At 64.2% G+C, this 17565-nt stretch carries 15 protein-coding genes; 9 read left to right on the top strand and 6 right to left on the bottom strand.

Annotation, left to right across the window (positions count from 1 at the left end):
* Positions 1 to 111 precede the first annotated feature (111 nt).
* The 4 genes from D4Q51_RS11070 (at position 112) to D4Q51_RS11085 (ending at position 5351) form a co-directional block, all read left to right on the top strand.
* A complete protein-coding gene (locus tag D4Q51_RS11070) occupies positions 112 to 1377 on the top strand; it encodes an OmpP1/FadL family transporter (RefSeq protein WP_240624687.1) in 1266 nt (421 codons plus the stop codon).
* Positions 1378 to 1432: 55 nt separating this feature from the next.
* Positions 1433 to 2632, top strand: a complete 1200-nt coding sequence (locus tag D4Q51_RS11075) for a pyrophosphate--fructose-6-phosphate 1-phosphotransferase (RefSeq protein WP_120077808.1) — start codon at positions 1433 to 1435, stop codon at positions 2630 to 2632.
* 58 nt (positions 2633 to 2690) lie between these two features.
* Positions 2691 to 3350, top strand: a complete 660-nt coding sequence (locus tag D4Q51_RS11080; RefSeq protein ID WP_120077809.1) for a hypothetical protein — start codon at positions 2691 to 2693, stop codon at positions 3348 to 3350.
* Between the two features lie 72 nt (positions 3351 to 3422).
* The gene (locus D4Q51_RS11085) at positions 3423 to 5351 is read left to right on the top strand and encodes a S9 family peptidase (RefSeq protein ID WP_120077810.1); all 1929 of its coding nucleotides are present in this window, start codon (positions 3423 to 3425) and stop codon (positions 5349 to 5351) included.
* On the opposite strand, the gene D4Q51_RS11090 is transcribed toward D4Q51_RS11085, so the two are convergent.
* From D4Q51_RS11090 to pdeM, 3 genes are all read right to left on the bottom strand, one after another.
* On the bottom strand, positions 5304 to 5951 hold the full coding sequence (locus D4Q51_RS11090) for a hypothetical protein (RefSeq protein WP_120077811.1): 648 nt from the start codon (positions 5949 to 5951) through the stop codon (positions 5304 to 5306). The genes D4Q51_RS11085 and D4Q51_RS11090 overlap by 48 nt on opposite strands.
* A gap of 39 nt (positions 5952 to 5990) precedes the next feature.
* A complete protein-coding gene (gene infC, locus D4Q51_RS11095; RefSeq protein ID WP_120077812.1) occupies positions 5991 to 6509 on the bottom strand; it encodes a translation initiation factor IF-3 in 519 nt (172 codons plus the stop codon).
* 121 nt (positions 6510 to 6630) lie between these two features.
* The gene (gene pdeM / locus D4Q51_RS11100; RefSeq protein ID WP_120077813.1) at positions 6631 to 7347 is read right to left on the bottom strand and encodes a ligase-associated DNA damage response endonuclease PdeM; all 717 of its coding nucleotides are present in this window, start codon (positions 7345 to 7347) and stop codon (positions 6631 to 6633) included.
* A 45-nt stretch (positions 7348 to 7392) separates the two neighbouring features.
* Between pdeM and hemF the strand changes: the two genes are divergently transcribed.
* Genes hemF through D4Q51_RS11115 form a run of 3 tightly spaced genes read left to right on the top strand, consistent with a single transcriptional unit; the run spans position 7393 to position 10259 of the window.
* On the top strand, positions 7393 to 8247 hold the full coding sequence (hemF, locus tag D4Q51_RS11105; protein WP_120077977.1) for an oxygen-dependent coproporphyrinogen oxidase: 855 nt from the start codon (positions 7393 to 7395) through the stop codon (positions 8245 to 8247).
* Between the two features lie 25 nt (positions 8248 to 8272).
* Positions 8273 to 9601 (top strand): TrkH family potassium uptake protein, encoded by a 1329-nt coding sequence (locus D4Q51_RS11110; protein ID WP_120077814.1) that lies wholly within the window; start codon positions 8273 to 8275, stop codon positions 9599 to 9601.
* On the top strand, positions 9591 to 10259 hold the full coding sequence (locus D4Q51_RS11115; RefSeq protein WP_120077815.1) for a potassium channel family protein: 669 nt from the start codon (positions 9591 to 9593) through the stop codon (positions 10257 to 10259). Before D4Q51_RS11110 ends, D4Q51_RS11115 begins: the two co-directional genes overlap by 11 nt.
* Here D4Q51_RS11115 and D4Q51_RS11120 read toward each other — a convergent pair.
* Together D4Q51_RS11120 and D4Q51_RS11125 are read right to left on the bottom strand one after the other, a co-directional pair.
* Complete coding sequence (locus D4Q51_RS11120; protein ID WP_120077816.1) at positions 10256 to 11185, bottom strand: glycoside hydrolase family 16 protein; 930 nt, start codon at positions 11183 to 11185, stop codon at positions 10256 to 10258. The two genes, D4Q51_RS11115 and D4Q51_RS11120, sit on opposite strands and share 4 nt — an antisense overlap.
* A 36-nt stretch (positions 11186 to 11221) precedes the next feature.
* Complete coding sequence (locus D4Q51_RS11125) at positions 11222 to 12121, bottom strand: hypothetical protein (protein WP_120077817.1); 900 nt, start codon at positions 12119 to 12121, stop codon at positions 11222 to 11224.
* A 174-nt stretch (positions 12122 to 12295) separates the two neighbouring features.
* Here D4Q51_RS11125 and D4Q51_RS11130 point away from each other — a divergent pair, with 174 nt between their 5' ends.
* Together D4Q51_RS11130 and D4Q51_RS11135 are read left to right on the top strand one after the other, a co-directional pair.
* Positions 12296 to 14224, top strand: coding sequence for a M1 family metallopeptidase (locus tag D4Q51_RS11130; protein WP_120077818.1), 1929 nt, complete (start codon positions 12296 to 12298; stop codon positions 14222 to 14224).
* A gap of 91 nt (positions 14225 to 14315) precedes the next feature.
* Positions 14316 to 16397 carry a RelA/SpoT family protein gene (locus tag D4Q51_RS11135; RefSeq protein ID WP_120077819.1) on the top strand — a complete coding sequence of 694 codons (2082 nt, stop codon included), beginning with the start codon at positions 14316 to 14318 and terminating at the stop codon, positions 16395 to 16397.
* Between the two features lie 212 nt (positions 16398 to 16609).
* Here the strand turns inward: D4Q51_RS11135 and D4Q51_RS11140 are convergent, their stop codons facing one another.
* The gene (locus D4Q51_RS11140) at positions 16610 to 17548 is read right to left on the bottom strand and encodes a peptidylprolyl isomerase (protein ID WP_120077820.1); all 939 of its coding nucleotides are present in this window, start codon (positions 17546 to 17548) and stop codon (positions 16610 to 16612) included.
* Positions 17549 to 17565: the final 17 nt, after the last annotated feature.

Consider the following 17565-nt stretch of genomic DNA (forward strand, 5'->3'; position numbering starts at 1 on the left):
CCCCCTAGAAACCGTGCGTTTTGCGGCCCTCGCGAAGGACCCATCTGCCCGGCTCCATGACCCGTGCATCCGCATCGGGAAAGCCATATCGCAGATACCAGAGGTCCTCCCATGCCCACTTCCCCCATGCGCATTGCCGCGCTCGCCAGCGCCGCTCTCATCGCCACTCTCGCCAGCAATCCCGCGCAGGCGACCGACGGCTATTTCCTCAACGGCGTGGGGGCCAAGGGCAAGGGCATGGGCGGCGCGGGCATCGCCTATCCGCAGGATGGCATGGCCGCGGTCAACAACCCGGCCAGCATCTCCGGCATGGAATCGCGCCTCGATCTTGGCGTGGAGATCTTCGTGCCCGACCGCGGGGCGGAGATTACCGGCAACGGTGCGGGCCTGAACGGTAGCTATGACGGCAATGGATCGAATCCGTTCATCCTGCCGGAATTCGCCTATGTCCGCCCGCTGAGCGACGACCTGACCTTTGCCCTTACGATCAACGGCAACGGCGGGATGAACACCGATTACGAGACCAACCCCTTCGCCAGTTTCGGCGCGCAGGGGGACGCGGGCGTGGACCTGAAACAGGTCTTCATCAGCCCCACGCTGGCCTATGAATTTACCGAAGGGCATTCGGTCGGCGTGTCCGCCATCGGGCTGGTGCAGGGCTTCCGCGCGAGCGGCATCCAGCCCTTCACTGCAGCATCGAGCGATCCCGCCAACTTCACCGATCGCGGCACGGACGCTTCCTTCGGTGCGGGCTTCCGTGTCGGCTACTATGGCGAGCTGAACGATGTCGTCTCGATCGGCGCATTCTACCAGTCGACCATCTGGGCAGGCGAATTCGACAAGTATGCCGGACTGTTCGCCGACCAGGGCGGGTTCGACGTGCCCACCTCCTACGGCGCGGGCATCGCCCTGCACCCGACCGACCGCCTGAGCATCGCCGCCGACGTGAAGCGGATCGAGTATTCCGACGTGGGTTCGGTGGGCAATCCGCTTGCCCCGCTGTTCTCCGGCGTGCCGTTCGGCGCGACCGACGGCCCCGGCTTCGGCTGGGACGATGTGACCGTGTTCAAGGTGGGCGCAGATTATGACGTGAGCGACCGTCTCACCGTGCGCGCCGGTTATGGCCGTTCGGAAAACCCCGTGCCGCAGTCGGAAACCTTTCTCAACATCCTCGCCCCCGGCGTGGTGCAGGACCATTTCACCGTGGGTGCGACCTGGCGCGCAAGCGACAGCATAGAGATCACCGGCTTCGCCATGCGCGCGCCGCGCAACACGGTGGAAGGCAGCGGATCGATCCCCATGAACTACGGCGGCGGGGAAACGGATATCTACCTCGCCGAAACATCCTTCGGTTTCGGTTTCGGACTGGAATTGTAATCCGCATAGCTATGCCCTCTGGTCATGGCGGCACCGCGCGGCCATGAATGGGGGCATGGCTGTGAAAACCGTGGCAATGCTGACCGCCGGGGGCCTTGCGCCCTGCCTCTCCTCCGCCCTGGCGGGGCTGATCGAGCGGTATACCGAGGTTGCGCCCGGCGTGCGCCTGATCGCCTACCGCAACGGCTACGCTGGGCTGCTGACGGGTGACCATGTCGAAGTTTCGGACGCGGTGCGCGCAAGCGCGGGGCAACTCCATGCGTTCGGCGGCAGTCCCATCGGCAACAGCCGGGTGAAGCTGGCCAACGTCGCCGACTGCGTGAAACGCGGCCTGGTGGCGAAGGGCGACGATCCCCTGCGTGTCGCGGCCGAGCAGTTGACGCGGGACGGTGTGGACGTGCTGCACACCATCGGCGGAGACGATACCAACACCGCCGCCGCCGATCTCGCCGCTTTCCTGCGCGCCAACGATTACGACCTGACGGTGGTGGGCCTGCCCAAGACCATCGACAACGACGTGATCCCCATTCGCCAGACGCTGGGCGCCCACACGGCGGCGGAGCAAGGGGCGATCTTCGCGCGCAACATCATCGCTGAACACACGGCCAATCCCCGGATGCTGACGGTGCACGAGGTCATGGGCAGGCACTGCGGCTGGCTGACCGCCGCGACCGCGCGCGAGCATCACGACTGGGTGAAGCAGGCTCGCTTCATCGAGTGGGAAGAGAACGCCGCCGCCCGCTGGGACGTGCACGGCGTCTACGTGCCCGAGCGCAGGTTCGATCCTGCCGCGGAAAGCCGGCGCCTGCGCGCCATCATGGACGAGCATGACGGGGTGAACCTGTTCATCTCCGAAGGGGCCGGTGTCGAGGAAATCGTTTCCGCAATGGAAGCGGCAGGAGAGGACATCCCGCGCGACGCCTTCGGCCACGTGAAGCTGGACGCGATCAACCCCGGCCATTGGTTCGCGAAGAAACTCGCCGCCGATATCGGCGCGGAAAAGGTGCTGGTGCAGAAGAGCGGCTATTTCTCCCGATCCGCTCCTGCCAACGCAGCCGACCTCGCCCTCATCCGCGCCTGCACCCACCACGCGGTCGACGCGGCGCTGCGCGGGACAAGCGGGGTCGTGGGGCAAGACGAGGAGCGCGGCGACGAGTTGCGCGCCATCGAGTTCGAGCGGATCAGGGGCGGCAAGCACTTCGATGTAAGCACGGATTGGTTCGTGGACCTGCTGCGAGATATCGGCCAAGCCTGAACGGCGCGTCGCAGGTAAATTCAGCGTGTTGTCAGCCACAGCTGACTAGTCTGCAACCATGAAACGTCGCAGCTTTCTTCTTTCAGCACCTGCTTTCGGTGCCTTGCTTGCTGCCCCCTCGGTGGCGAATGCCCAGAGCGGTGGCTGGGTGCGCGAATGGCAGATCGGTCCGCTGATCGGGGGACGCAACTACTCGGTCAACATGCCGCCGCACCCCGAATGGAGCCGCGAAGGCTGGTATTTCGATTTTCCCGGCCCGCGCCGCCGCGACGGCCACGTGCACTACCTGACGCGCGCAACCGGCCCACTGGACCGCGCGCGCGGCATTCGCTTGCGCTATCGCATCGATGCACGGCCCGGCGCGCGCTTCGTCTCGCAGCAACACCCGGACCGGCAGCCGCTGCTCTCGCTCTATATCCAGCGCGCGGGCGACGATTGGCGCGCCGATGGCCGTACCCGCTACCACCGCTGGTATTCGCCCAACTCCCGCGTCGCGCCGCTGCGCCCGGGCGAGCACGAGGTGACGATCATGTTTGACGAGAACTGGATTTCGGTCATGGGATCGGACCGCGAACGCTCCCCGCGTGAATTCGCCGCTGCCCTGAGGGATGCTGCGCGCATTGGCTTTACCCTCGGCACGCAGGGAGGCCGCGGGCACGGCGTCTACGCCACGGCCCCGGCGCGTTTCACGGTGCTGGATTTTTCGATCCTGCGCTAGCTTCCAAGCCCGCTTTGCCGCGCGTCGTTCCTGTGCGATGAACCAGGTCCAGATTCACGGAAGGCACTTGATATGACTGGAACAATTCGCCTGCTGCTGTCGGCCAGCGCCCTTGCCATTTCCTTTCCGATGGCCACCGCGCCAGCAACTGCGCAGAATACCGAGGCGGAGGCACCTTCGCGAACCTATTCGGCGGAAGAGTTCTACACCTCCACGACCTTTGGCACCGTTTCGGGGCAGGGCCACGCCTGCTCTCCCGATGGCAGCGCGGTGCTGGTCACCAGTGACGAGAGCGGTGTGCGTAACGCCTACTGGCAGCCGCTGGACGGCGGCGAGCGGATGCAGCTGACTTCGTCCCAAAGCGATGCCTATAACGCCGTCAGCGCCTTTCCCGGCGACGGACGCATCCTGTTCAGTGCCAACAGCGGCGGTAACGAGATCAACCACCTCTTCGTGCGCGAGGAAGACGGCACGATCCGCGACCTGACCCCGGGCGAAGAAACCCGCGCCGGGTTCTCCGGCTGGACCGCCGACGGCTCCGGCTTTTACGTCGAGACGAACGAGCGCGATGCCTCCTCGTCTGACCTCTACCTGTTCGACGCGGGCGACTATTCGCGCGAACCCATATTCCAGAATCCGGGCGGCTACTGGCTCGGCAGCGTATCGCCCAACGGGCGCTGGCTGGTGCTGACCAAGGAAGAAACGAACACCAATTCGGACCTGTATCTGGTGGATTTGCAGGGTGACGGCGAGCCGGTGCTCGTCACGCCGGGCGATGCCGAGGTGACCCACGGCGCGGAAGGGTTCACCCCCGACAGCGCGAAGCTGGTCTACACCACCAACGAATTCGGCGAATTCCGCCAGGCCTGGACCTACGACATTGCCACCGGCGAACGAGACCTGTTGGCCGAGGACGAATGGGACGTGTCCTTCGTCGATTATTCGCCTTCCGGCCGCTATCGCGTAACCGCGTTCAACCGCGACGGGGCGACCGATGTCACCGTGTTCGACACGGTGGAAGGCGAGGAGATCGATGTCGGAATGGAAGTTGCCAACATGGGCGGCTTCCGCTTCTCGCCCGATGAAAGCATGGCGATGTTCGCCGCCAACACCGATACGTCGCCAACCGATATCTACCACCTCGATCTCGCCAGCGAGCAGGTGTCCCGGCTGACCAGCGCGCTCAATCCCGCGATTGTCGAGAGTGACCTCGTCACCTCCACGGTCGCGCGTTTCGCCAGCTACGACGGGGTGGAGATTCCCGGCATTCTCTATCGCCCGAAAGGTGCCGGTGCGGGAAACCCCGCGCCCGCGGTGGTCTATGTCCACGGCGGTCCGGGCGGGCAGAGCAGGCAGGGGTACAGCCCTGTCATCCAGCATCTGGTGAACCACGGCTACGCGGTCTACGCGATCAACAATCGCGGCTCGTCAGGCTATGGCACCACGTTCTTTCATATGGACGACCTGAAGCACGGCGATGCCGATCTGCGCGATGTGGTCGCCTCCAAGGATTTCCTGCAGGGCATGGACTGGATCGCCGACGATCGCATCGCGGTGATGGGCGGTTCCTACGGCGGATACATGACGGCGGCGGCGCTGGCCTTCCATCCGGAAGTGTTCGATGCGGGCATCAACATCTTCGGCGTCACCAACTGGCTACGCACGCTGGAATCGATCCCCGCCTGGTGGGGCCCGCAGCGTGATGCGCTGTTCGACGAGCTGGGCGATCCGGCGACGGACAGCGAACGGCTGCGCGCCATCTCGCCGCTGTTGCATGCCGACCGGATCGTGAAGCCGATGCTGGTGGTGCAGGGTGCCAACGATCCACGCGTGTTGCAGGTGGAAAGCGACGAGCTGGTGGAAGCCGCGCGGGCCAATGGCGCGCCGGTGGAATACGTGCTGTTCCCTGACGAGGGGCACGGTTTCACCCGTCGCGATAACCGTATCACTGCCTCAAAAGCCTACCTCGCCTTCCTGAACGAGCACGTCGGCACGGAGTAACCAGTCGCGCGCCGGGTCAGTGCGTCCAGTCCAGCCTGACCTCTTCGATGTGCCAGCGCAACTGTTCGGCAGTTGCGCTGGCACATCGTTCACGCGCCTCAGCACCGCCTCGCCCTCGTATCGCACGGGGCGGCCTTCGGTATCGTTTGCGGTGATGGTGACGGGCGCGGTGTAATAGGATGATCCTGCCGCGCCTTCCATCTTGCCGGAGGGGACGGAGACGGTAATCTCGTCCAGCCCTGCGAACTGCGATGCAAAATCCGTGCGGCTCCACTTCGCCCCGTCGCTTTCGGAAAGCATGGCCCAGGCCTGGTCGAATTCCTCCAGCTCGATTGCCCGCGCCCAGTTGAGCAGCACGCTGCGCGCGCCGGTTTCGGCGCGCTCGGCCTCTGGCGTGAGGCGCGGAGGGGACATGTCCGGATAACCGTCATTCGGCTCGTCCTGCGCGCCATCGGGGCGCGGCGGGTCCGGCACCGGATTACCGGGCTGCCCTTCCAAGTCTGCGGTGGTGATTTCGTCATCCTGCCCGTCCACGGCGGGCTGGCCGCAGCCGGACAGCAGCAGGATGGCGGAAAGGGAAGGAAGGAGCGGGCGGATCATGTCGCAAGAAACGCGATACGACCCGCTGCCGTTCCTGCCCTACTTGGGCGCCAGCACCATCAGCATCTGACGGCCTTCAAGGCGCGGATAGGCTTCGACCTTGGCATCTTCCTGCATGTCGTCCTGCACGCGCTTGAGCAGGTCCATGCCCAGGTGCTGGTGCGCCATTTCGCGGCCACGGAAGCGCAGGGTGACTTTCACCTTGTCGCCGTTGTCGATGAACTTGTGCATCGCCTTCATCTTCACGTCGTAATCGTGATCGTCGATGTTGGGACGCATCTTGATTTCCTTGATATCCTGCGTCTTCTGCGTCTTGCGCGCCGCATTGGCCTTTTTCTGGGCTTCGTAGCGGTACTTGCCGACATCGAGGAACTTGCACACCGGCGGGTTCGCATTGGGCGAGACTTCCACGAGATTCAGGCCCGCGTCCTGGGCCTGTTCGATCGCTTCGCGGGTGTACATCACGCCGAGATTCTCGCCGTCGCCATCGATGACGCGGACCTTCTCGGCCTGGATAAACTGGTCGTATTTCGGGCCGGATTTGACCGGCGGTGCCATGTTGCGGCGGGGTGGACGAGGTATGTTGTGCTCCTGATTCTGCTTTGGTTGAACCGCCTATGTAATGACGAACGCTTTCGAACGCTAGGGGATAGAAACGGGCGCTCTCAACCGCGCCTTCTCATTCGCGCCACAGCGGGAACCGCGCCAGCCGCTTGCCTGCCGGAACCACCGCGTCGATGGCACTGGCGGGTTGCAGCGCTTTCAGGATCGCCGGATCGGCTGCGTCCATCCCGCCGGTCAGCGCCCCGAAGGCTGGCAGGATCATGCGCCCGCAGGTCGCATCGCCGTTGTGGCTGACGACCGCGCAGGGGCGGCGGATGTGGCGGTGGTGGATCTTCACCTGCACGCGCGGGTGGAAATGGCCGGAAAGCTCGGGCCGCGTCTCCCCCTTCTTCGCCATGTGCCGCAGTACCATGCCGGCGACTTCCAGTTCCTCGGCAATCGTGCCGCCTGACTTCGCCTCCCCCATAGTGCTTCTCAGGGCGGGGTCGTGGTTGCCGGTGATCCACACCCAGTCGGTGGCGCGGGTGAGGGCGGCCAGCATCCCTTCGGCATAAGGCTCCAGCCGCTGCGAGCCGTCCGAATCGTGGAAATTGTCGCCCAGCGTGTAGACCCGTCGCGCGCCCGTCTCGCGCAGCGCCTCCGCCAGCCGCTCCAGCGTCTCGCGGCTGTCGTAAGGCGGCAGCAACTGGCCGTGCTTGGCGTAGAAGCTGGCTTTCTCCAGGTGCAGGTCCGCAACCAGCAGCGCGTTTTCGCGCGGCCAGAAGAGCGCGCGGCCCTTGGTGAGGACGAATTCGTCCCCGCAGAAAGGGAATGCGAACGAAACGGGAACCATGGATGCCACTTGCCGCCTGCCGCGCGCTTTGGCAAGACCGAACCCATGGAGTGGACACAACAGACCCAGCAAGCGCGCGAATGGTTCGAAACCTTGCGCGATCGTATCTGCGCCGAGTTTGAGGCGATCGAGCGCGAGGCGGGCTCTGATGCCAGTTTCGAGTACACGCCGTGGGACCGCGAGACCGAGGACGAATCGGAAGGCGGCGGCGGTGTGCGCGGGGTGATGAAGGGCAAGGTGTTCGAGAAGGTGGGCGTCAACGTCTCCACCGTCTCCGGCGAATTCTCGCCCAAGTTCGCAGGCCAGGTGAACGGCGCGAGCGAGGAGCATCCAGAATTCACCGCCACCGGCATTTCGCTGGTCGCGCACATGGCCAACCCGCACGTGCCCGCCGTGCATATGAACACCCGTTTCCTCACCACGCAGGCGGCGTGGTTCGGCGGCGGTGCGGACCTCAATCCGCCCATCGAATATGCCGAGGATACCGACGCTTTCCACGCCCGCCTGCGCGCGGCTTGCAGTGCCCATAACCCGACCTATTACGACCGTTTCAAGAAGTGGGCGGACGACTATTTCTTCATTCCCCATCGCGGCGTGGCACGCGGGGTGGGCGGCATTTTCTACGACCACCTCGAATGCGACGACCTGCCTGCGTTCGAGCGCAATTTTGCCTTTACTCGCGACGTTGGCGAGGCCTTTCTCGACGCTTTCCCGACCATCGTGCGCAAGCGCATGGGCATGGAATGGAGCGAAGAAGAGAAGGCCGCGCAAAGGGAGTGGCGCGGGCGCTACGTCGAGTTCAACCTCGTCTACGACCGCGGCACCCTGTTCGGCCTGAAGACCGGCGGCAATATCGACGCCATCCTGATGAGCCTGCCGCCCGAGGTGACCTGGAACTAAACGTCTCATCGACGGTATCGTGTCGATGAAATCCCTGCGCGATCCGATCCGGCTGATCCCGGTTCTGTTCCTTGGCGCGATTGCGATCGGCACCGTCTTGCTCTGGTTGCCGCTCGCCACCGCGGATGGCTCGCAGGCCCCACTCTTGACAGCTCTGTTCACGTCGGCGTCGGCTGTCGCGGTCACTGGCCTCATTGTCGTGGACACCGCGACCTACTGGTCCGGCTTCGGGCAGGTGGTGATCCTCCTCCTGTTCCAGATCGGCGGTTTTGGCATCATGACCGCGGCCACGCTGTTCGGACTGATGGCAGGACGCGGCTTCGGCCTGCGCGACCGGATGGCAACGCAGGTGGAGCGAAGCCGCCTTGACGTGGGGGACGCGGGATCGGTGCTACGGCTGGTTTTTGCCATTACCATCGTCGTGGAAGCTGTCGTCGCAACCGTTCTCGCCATGCGGCTTGTGTTCTTTTACGATCATTCGCCCGGAGAAGCCGCGTGGCACGGTTTGTTTCATGCGGTCAGCGCCTTCAACAATGCCGGGTTCTCCAGCTATTCCGACAGCGTGATGGGTTTCCAGTCGGACCCCGTTATGCTCCTGCCGATCATGGCTGCCGTCATCCTGACGGCTCTGGGCTTTCCGGTCATGCAGGATTTGCGCGCTAACGGCCTTTCCTGGCGAAAGTGGACTCTGCATACCAAGATCACGGTTGGAGGCACTTTGGCCCTGCTTGTTGGGGGGTTCGTCGCAATCCTGGCGATGGAGTGGGACAATGCCGCGACGCTCGGCCCCATGGCGATGGGCGACAAGGTGCTGAACGCTGCCTTCCACTCGGTCATGCCGCGAACGGCGGGGTTCAACAGCCTTGATGTCGGTGCCTTCCGCGACGAGACGCTGATGACCAACTACTTCCTGATGTTCATCGGTGGCGGCAGCGCCGGAACGGCCGGCGGTATCAAGATCACCACCTTTGCCGTTCTCGTTGCAGTCGTCCTGTCGGAAGTCCTGCGCCGCCGCGATGCCGGCCTGTTCCATCGCCGGTTCGGCCACGCGATAGAACGGCAGGCGCTGACGGTGATCGTGCTGGCCGGAAGCCTGATCTTCGCCGCCACCACCTATCTTTCCATCATCACCCCCCTGCCGTTCGAGGCCCTGCTTTTCGAGACGATCTCGGCCTTCTCGACCGTGGGCCTTTCCACCGGCATCACCGCCGACCTGCCGCCTGCGGGCCAGCTTGTTATCATCGCCCTGATGTTCGTCGGCCGTGTCGGCACGATTACCGTGGCGACGGCCCTTGCCCTGGGCGGTGAACCGAGGCCCTATCGCTACCCTGAGGAGAACCCCATTGTCGGCTGACAAACGCAACCCCGTGCTGGTTATCGGTCTTGGTCGCTTCGGCGGGGCCGTTGCGCGAACGCTGGAGCGCATGGGTCACGAGGTGCTTGGCGCGGACAAGGACGCGCACACGGTGCAGGAATATGCCCGCGACCTGACGCAGGTTGTCGAGGCGGACGGCACCGATCTCGATTGCCTGCGCAAGCTTGGCGCGGCCAGCTTTTCCTCTGCCGTGGTGGGTATCGGGACGGATATCGAGGCCAGCGTCCTTGCCGTCCTCGCCCTGTCCGACATCGGCGTCGAGAACATCTGGGCCAAGGCGACGAACGACCGCCACGGCCGTATCCTGGAGCGCACGGGCGCGCACCACGTGGTCTTTCCCGAAGAGCGCATGGGCGAACGCGTGGCGCGGCTGCTGAACGGCAAGCTGCTGGATTTCATCAGCTACGACGATGGTTTTGCCATTGCCAAGCTGGAAGCGCCCACGCCCATTGTCGGCATTCCGTTGATGACCAGCGAATGCCGGCGTCACCACGGCGTGACGGTGATCGGGGTGAAGCGGGAAGGCGAGGATTTTATCCACGCCGTGCCTGATACGCTTATCCTTCCCGGCGACCTGCTGGTGGTGTCGGGCAGGGTGGACAGGATCGAGGCCTTCTCCGCGTTCGAGGAAAACTAGCGCGGGCCGTAGACCCGCACCCAGTCCACTTCCATGGCGATGTCGCCTGCCTCGATCCGGTCTGCCGTTTCCTGCGGCATGCCCTTGTACGGCTCCTCGATACCGTTGATCTTGTAGGGGTAGATACCGCCCACGGCGAAGTTCAGCACCACGAACTGCGGGTTGTCGAACACCCATTCGCCGAAGAATTCGGCATTGGTACGCGGGATGCGGAAAGTCAGGCGGTCGTCGACGTAGAATTCGATCACGTCGGGTTTCCATTCGGCGGCGTAGACGTGCCAGTCGGTTACGTCGGTACCCTCGGGGAAATACTGCCGGTCGGCGATGCCCATGTCGCCGGAATAGCCGGGGCCATGGATGGCAACGCCGGTCCAGTCGGCATAGCCCACGTATTCCATGATATCGATTTCACCCTCGCTCGGCCATTCGGCATCGGCCAGCAGCCAGAACGCTGGCCACACGCCCATCGCATCGGGCATGCGGATGCGCGCTTCGGCCCGGCCATAGGTGAATTCGAAATTGCCCTTGGTGTTGACGCGGCCGGAGATGAAATCGGCGTCGCGTTCCTCATTGGTGTCCTGTCCCGGACGATAGACCGGGCGCAGCACCAGTGCGCCGCCGTCTGCGCCTTCCAGGCCCTGCACGAACTGAATCGTGTCGGGCGAATCGAGGTAGGCCTGCTCTTCCTCGTTCACCCAGAAATCCATGCCGACCACGTTCCACTTGGTGGGGTCGAGGGTGTCGCCGGAGAACTCGTCGGAGAAGATCAGCTGGCGGGCGGCGGCTTCTCCGCCGGAGCCGTCGGCCTGCGCCTGCGCGGCATCGACTTCGGCCTCGGTCGGCGGGCCGGTCTCGCCAGATTGCCCGCAAGCGGCAAGGGCGAGCGTGAGTAGAGGGGCGGCGAGGGCTGTTGTGATCGTTCTCATACGGCGCAGCCTAATGCCCTGCGGCGCGCCTGTCACCTAGTCGTCTGCGCCCGGCCGCTGGCGTTCCATCAGGCGGCCCACGTCGCGCAGCGCGACCTGGCTCGGCGTGTTGGCCTGGGCCCGGTAGAGGCTGGTGAGGTAGGCTTCGTCGAAAGAGGTCAGACGGAAGGGCGGAGCCTCCACGTCCGGCTCGAACAGCTCGAGAATCGTGCCCAGCCGGGTTGCCCCTTCGGGCACGCGGGTCTGGGCGAGGGCGCGCATCGTCACGTAATCGGCGATGGCCACGGTATCCATTCCGGCAATCGCGTCGCGCGCGATCAGCACGACCGAGATGCCGATATCCTCGCGCACGCCAAGTTCCAGCCGGCTGATCGCAGTGCTCTCGAACGTCGGCGGACGCCCGTTCGAGCCGATCCCGTCGCGCGACATCGTGGCGGAGACGTTCCACGCGCGCACCGGGCCTTCCTGTTCGCGGACCCGCTTCGCATCCCAGAAGTCGAGGCCGCTTACGGTGTAGTGCCGGGCATCGCGCAAGTGCTCGAACTCGTCCGCCGGGTCATCGACGAAGGCGACGATCACGTTGGCCGCGCACTCTTCCCCGCGGATGACACGGTGGCCGATACGTTCGGTGTTGGAGCGAATGCGGCCGATGATCTCGTAGGCGGTTTGCGTTTCGGCACCGAAGACACCGGGGCAGACAGGCTCCTCCATTCGCGCGAGCGGGGCCTGTACCGATCCGCTGCGCGGCGTGATCTCGCGCACCTGTTCGCGCGCCTGTACGTGGATTTCGCTGCGCTCGCCCGAGACGATGATGTCCTGCCCGCCCTCTACCTGTGTATCGAGCGTTTCTTCCACCTGCGATGCGGCGTCCTGCGCCGCCAGAGGGAAGGGCAGCGCGCTGGAGGCAAGGGCGGCGGCAAGCAGGAGGGTGCGCATGATCGGTCTCTTCAACGGGCGATTTCGTGCGTAACACCAACAGCATGGCAACGACAATTGCCAGCCCGGTTCCATCAAGGGCTGACTCGCCTCGACGATTTGCTATGGTTGCGGGCGAAACGAATACGGGAACCGGCCTGCTCACCCGGCTTTCTGCGATAAACTGGAGAATTCATGCGCTTTCTTGCCTTTGCCTCTTGCCTGGCCCTGCCATTCCTCGCCGCTGCCTGCACGGCAGACGACCTGCCCGACGAGGAGCGCACCGTCGCCCCGATCCTGACGAGCGCGCAGGCGCAGGACGAGTTCACCTATGCCCGCCCGTTGGAAGCGCGCGTCACGCACGTCGCGCTGGACCTCGATCTCGATTTCGAGGGCAAGAGAGTGGAAGGCACGGCCACGCTGGACGTGGACGCGGCGGACGATGCGACCGAGATCGTGCTTGATTCCAACGGCCTCGTCATCGGCGGCATCACCGATGGCAACGGCAACGAACTCGATTACGAGATTGGCGAGGCCGATCCGGACAATGCCGAAAAGGGTGAGCCGATCACCGTGCAGCTTGGCGAAATGACCGGGCCTGCACTGCAACAGATCGTTATCAACTACGCCAGCGGCCCCGAGGCCGAGGCGCTGCAATGGCTGGAGCCGGAGCAGACGGCGGGCGGCGAATACCCGTTCGTTTTCAGCCAGGGGCAGGCGATCCTCAACCGCACCTGGATCCCGACACAGGACAGCCCCGGCATCCGCCAGACTTGGGAAGCGCGTATCACTGCGCCAAAGCCGCTGAACGTGGTGATGAGCGGCATCAGCCGCGGCGATCCCGAAGATGTCGGCGAAAACCGCCGCGCCTTCGAATTCACGATGGAAAACTCCGTGCCGCCCTACCTGATCGCGATTGCCGCCGGGAATATCGAATTCGCCGAACTCGGCCCGCGTTCAGGTGTCTGGGCAGAGCCTGAAGTGCTGGAAGAGGCCGCAGCCGAACTGGTCGATACCGAAGCCATGATCGATGCCGCCGAAGAGATTTACGGCGAATACCGCTGGGGCCGCTACGACATGATCGTGCTGCCGCCTGCCTTCCCCTACGGTGGCATGGAAAACCCGGTGATGACCTTCCTCACGCCCACGTTCATCGCAGGAGACCGCAGCAATACCGGCCTTGTCGCACACGAACTGGCGCACAGCTGGTCGGGCAACCTCGTCACCTATTCCAGCTGGCGCGACGGCTGGCTGAACGAAGGCGTCACTTCCTATTTCGAAAGCCGCATTTCCGAGGCCGTCTTCGGAGAGCAGCGCGCGAACCAGGAATATGCGCTGAGCTACAACAGCCTGGTGGAAGCCATCGAGGAAGAGGGCGCAGACAATCCCAACACCGCCATGCGTACGCCCGACGGCATCAGTCCGTTCGACACCATCGGCCCTGCCATCTACGACAAGGGAACGGTGTTCCTGCGCACGATGGAGACGATCATCGGGCGCGAGCGCTTCGATGAATTCATGCGCGGCTGGTTCGACCGGCACGCCTTCCAGCCCGCCACCAGCGAGATGTTCCTCGCCGAACTGCGCGAATACGTGGTCGACGGGGACGAGGCGCTGGAAGAGGAGCTGATGCTGGACGAATGGGTCTACGGCACCGGCCTGCCGGAAAACGCCGTGGTTCCCGATGCGGAGGCCTTCGCCGAAGTCGACAGTGCTGCCGAGGCCTATGCTGCAGGCGGCACGCTGCCGGCCACCGAGGCGTGGACCGGCTGGACCGGCGCCGAACAGCAACGCTTCCTCCAGGAATTGCCGGAAGAGCTTTCCGCCGACGAGCTGGCCGCGCTGAACGAGCAGCTTGCCCTGTCCGACAGCGGCAACAACGAGGTGCTGTTCCTCTGGCTGGAAGCGGCCCTGCGCAACGAGTACCAGCCCGCCGTGGCGCAGGCCGAGGAATTCCTGGCCGAAGTGGGGCGCAACAAGTTCGTGGCGCCGCTGTTCACCGCGCTTTGGGAAACCGGCAGCTGGGGCCAGCCGATTGCCACGCGCATCTACAACAAGACGCGCGGCGGCTATCACAGCTATACCCGCGGCAACGTGGATCAGATCGTAGGCTACGAAGGCTGATCGCCTTAATCGACGCGCGGCACGGAAATATCTCGCGCCGCGCGCGATACCCCTTGCCCAAAGCCGTGCTGCAACGCACATTCGTTTCACGATGCTGCGCCAGTACGAACTTGTTGAACGGGTAAAGGAATACGACCCCGACGCCGACGAGGCGATGCTGAACCGCGCCTACGTCTACACCGTGCAGAAGCATGGCAGCCAGAAGCGCGCCAGCGGCGATCCCTATTTCAGCCATCCGGTGGAAGTCGCAGGGCTGATGACCGACCTGAAGCTGGACCAGCAGACGATCATCACCGCGCTGCTGCACGATACCGTGGAAGATACCCTCGCCACGATCGAGGACATCGAGGAACGCTTCGGCCCCGACGTCGCCCGGCTGGTGGACGGCGTGACCAAGCTTTCCAAGATCGAGGCCATGCCCGAGAACGAGCGGGCGGCGGAAAACCTGCGCAAGTTCCTGCTGGCGATGAGCGAGGACCTGCGCGTGCTGCTGGTGAAGCTGGCGGACCGGCTGCACAACATGCGCACGCTGCACCACATCAACAATCCGGACAAACGCCGGCGCATCGCGCGCGAGACGATGGATATCTACGCCCCGCTGGCGGAGCGGGTGGGCATGTACGAGTACATGCGCGAGATGCAGCTACTGGCTTTCGAGCAGTTGGAGCCCGAGGCCTACAAGACCATCACCAACCGGCTGGATCAGTTGCGCCAGTCCGACGCGGGACAGGTTGACCGCATCGCCCTCGACATCAAGCACGCGCTGAGCGAAGCGGACCTGGAAGTAGAGGTGTGGGGGCGTGAGAAGCATCCCTATTCGATCTGGCGCAAGATGGCCGAGCGCCACCTGCCGTTCGAGCAGGTGAGCGACATCATGGCCTTCCGCGTGCTGACCGACAACGTGGAGGACTGCTACGCTGCCCTCGGCGTATTGCACCGCACATTCCAGTTCGTGCCGGGCCGGTTCAAGGATTATATCTCCACGCCGAAGAACAACGGCTACCGCTCGCTCCACACCACCGTTTTTTACGACAAGTCGATGCGCGTTGAAGTGCAGATTCGCACGCGCGAGATGCATCGCACCAACGGCTTCGGCCTTGCCGCGCACTGGGCTTACAAGCAGGGTGGACAGGTGGATGGGGAGGTCGGCTGGCTGCGCGACCTCATCGAAATCGTCGATGCCAGCCACGACAGCGAGGAATTGCTCGAGCACACCAAGCTGGCGATCTACCAGGACCGCATCTTCGCCTTCACGCCCAAGGGCGCTCTGTTCCAGTTGCCCAAGGGCGCGACGGCGGTGGACTTCGCCTTCGCCGTGCACACCGATCTCGGTGCGCAGACCGTGGGCGCGAAGATTAACGGGCGGCACATGCCGCTGCGCACCCCGCTGGGCAACGGCGACGTGGTGGAGATCATCAAGGGCAAGAATGCAGAGCCGCAACTGTCGTGGCTCGCCTTCGTCGTCACCGGCAAGGCCCGCGCCTCCATCCGCCGCGCGGTGCGCGCGAAGGAACACGCCGAGATCGCCGAGATCGGCGCGAAGCTGTTCGACGAGATCGCCGAGCGCCTGCCCACCAAGGTCGGCAAGAAGGCGATCAAGCTGGCGGCAGAGCGGCTGGAATTCGAGGATACTGAAGACCTGATGTATGCCATTGGCGCTGGCAAGGTGTCGGACCGGGACGTGATGGAAGCCGTCGTCCCCGGCAGCACGGCCGACATGCCGGAGGAACAGCAGCAGGAACGCGCCATTTCGATCAAGGGGCTGACGGCAGGGGTCGGATTCGACCTTGCCGAATGCTGCCACCCGGTGCCGGGGGACCGGATCGTTGGCCTGCGCCGTCCGGGCAAGACCGTGGAAGTGCACGCCATCGACTGCCTCGAACTGGCGAACGGGGTGGATGCCGACTGGGTGGACCTTTCGTGGGGCGAACGCTCGCAGGGTGCCGTGGGGCGCCTGAATGTCGTGCTTTACAACCGGCCCGGCACGCTGGCGGAAATGGCCGGCATGTTCGCGCGCAACAATGCCAACGTGATGAACCTCGAACTGGTCCAGCGCGACGATGTGTTCCACACGTACGGGGTGGACCTGGAAGTGCAGGACCTGGCGCACCTCACCCGCATCATGAGCGCTCTGCGCGCGACCGATGCCGTGGCGCAGGTGGAGCGGGTCTAGCGCTGCGCTTTCCTACCGGGCGGGATCGGACATAGGGCGAGGGCCGCTCTTTCCTATCGTCGAAGACCCCTTGCGGACGTTTTGTAAGACACCGCGTCACCCGTTCCATGATCTTGCCGACATGATTCCGGAATTGGCTCAAAACTGCCGGTTTCGCGCACTGCCGGGCCAATTTCCGGAAAGTTACAGGTACACCTCCTGTTGGTGCCGGACTACTCGCTCACCCGCCGCACCGGCACCTGCACGCTGCACACGTCCACGCCGCCAGCGGGCACGGTGTAGAAAGCATCGTCGCGATTGGCGCGCACTTCCACGTACCGGGCAAAGCTCTCGCTGTCGGATGCCAGATACTCGTAAGCCGGAGGCTCCGGCAGTTCGCTGGCCAATCGGACCGAGATGATCGGCGTCCTCAGGTCCGCCTCGTCCTGCGTGTAGAAGCCCACTTCACCGGTGCCGCGCGGCAGGCTGGAGAGGTGCTCCATCCCCTCAATCACGCGTCCCACCACGGCCAGGTTGCGATCCATGTGCCGCTGGGGCTGGCCGATGATGGTGTAAAGCTCCGCACCGGTCCCGGTATCCGGCGCGTAATCGCGAGCGACGCCGATATAGCCGTAGCAGTGGATGGGCCAGGCCGTCATGTCGCCCAATGCCAGAGGCCAGCCCCGCACGAACAGTTCCTCCGATGCATAAGCAGAAGGAGATGGATTGGAAATGACAGGTGAAACCATGGCTTCGAGGTTGGCATCGAAATCGGCAACTGCGGCGATACTCAGCGCAAAGCTTGTCGATGGCGAAACCACCCCCTCCGGCAACGCCCTCTCCTCGGTCTCATCGCCCCATTGCGCGACGTAGTTGTCCTGCACCCGGTAAACGCTGGTCCCGTCCCACCAGTGCGCCTCGGCCAGTGCGCGCACGTTATCCACCCACGGCTGGCTGAACGGCGGGGACATGAGCTGGATGACCACGGTTCGCTCGTTCCCGCGAGCATCTGGTGCCAGTTCCATGACCAAGATGTCTTCAGGCGAAATCGTGACCCACTCGTCGGCGCTGGCAGAGGCAACGACGGAGGCCGGCGTGACTGGCTCGCGAGCTTCCTGGGCAGCGGCAGGTAAGGCAAAGGCGAGGGTCGCAATGACGGGAAGATGCTTCATGTGCGGTATCCTGACAC

Origin of the sequence: Aurantiacibacter odishensis (genome assembly GCF_003605195.1) — a bacterium.
In the GTDB taxonomy this organism is placed as follows: Bacteria; Pseudomonadota; Alphaproteobacteria; order Sphingomonadales; family Sphingomonadaceae; genus Alteraurantiacibacter; species Alteraurantiacibacter odishensis.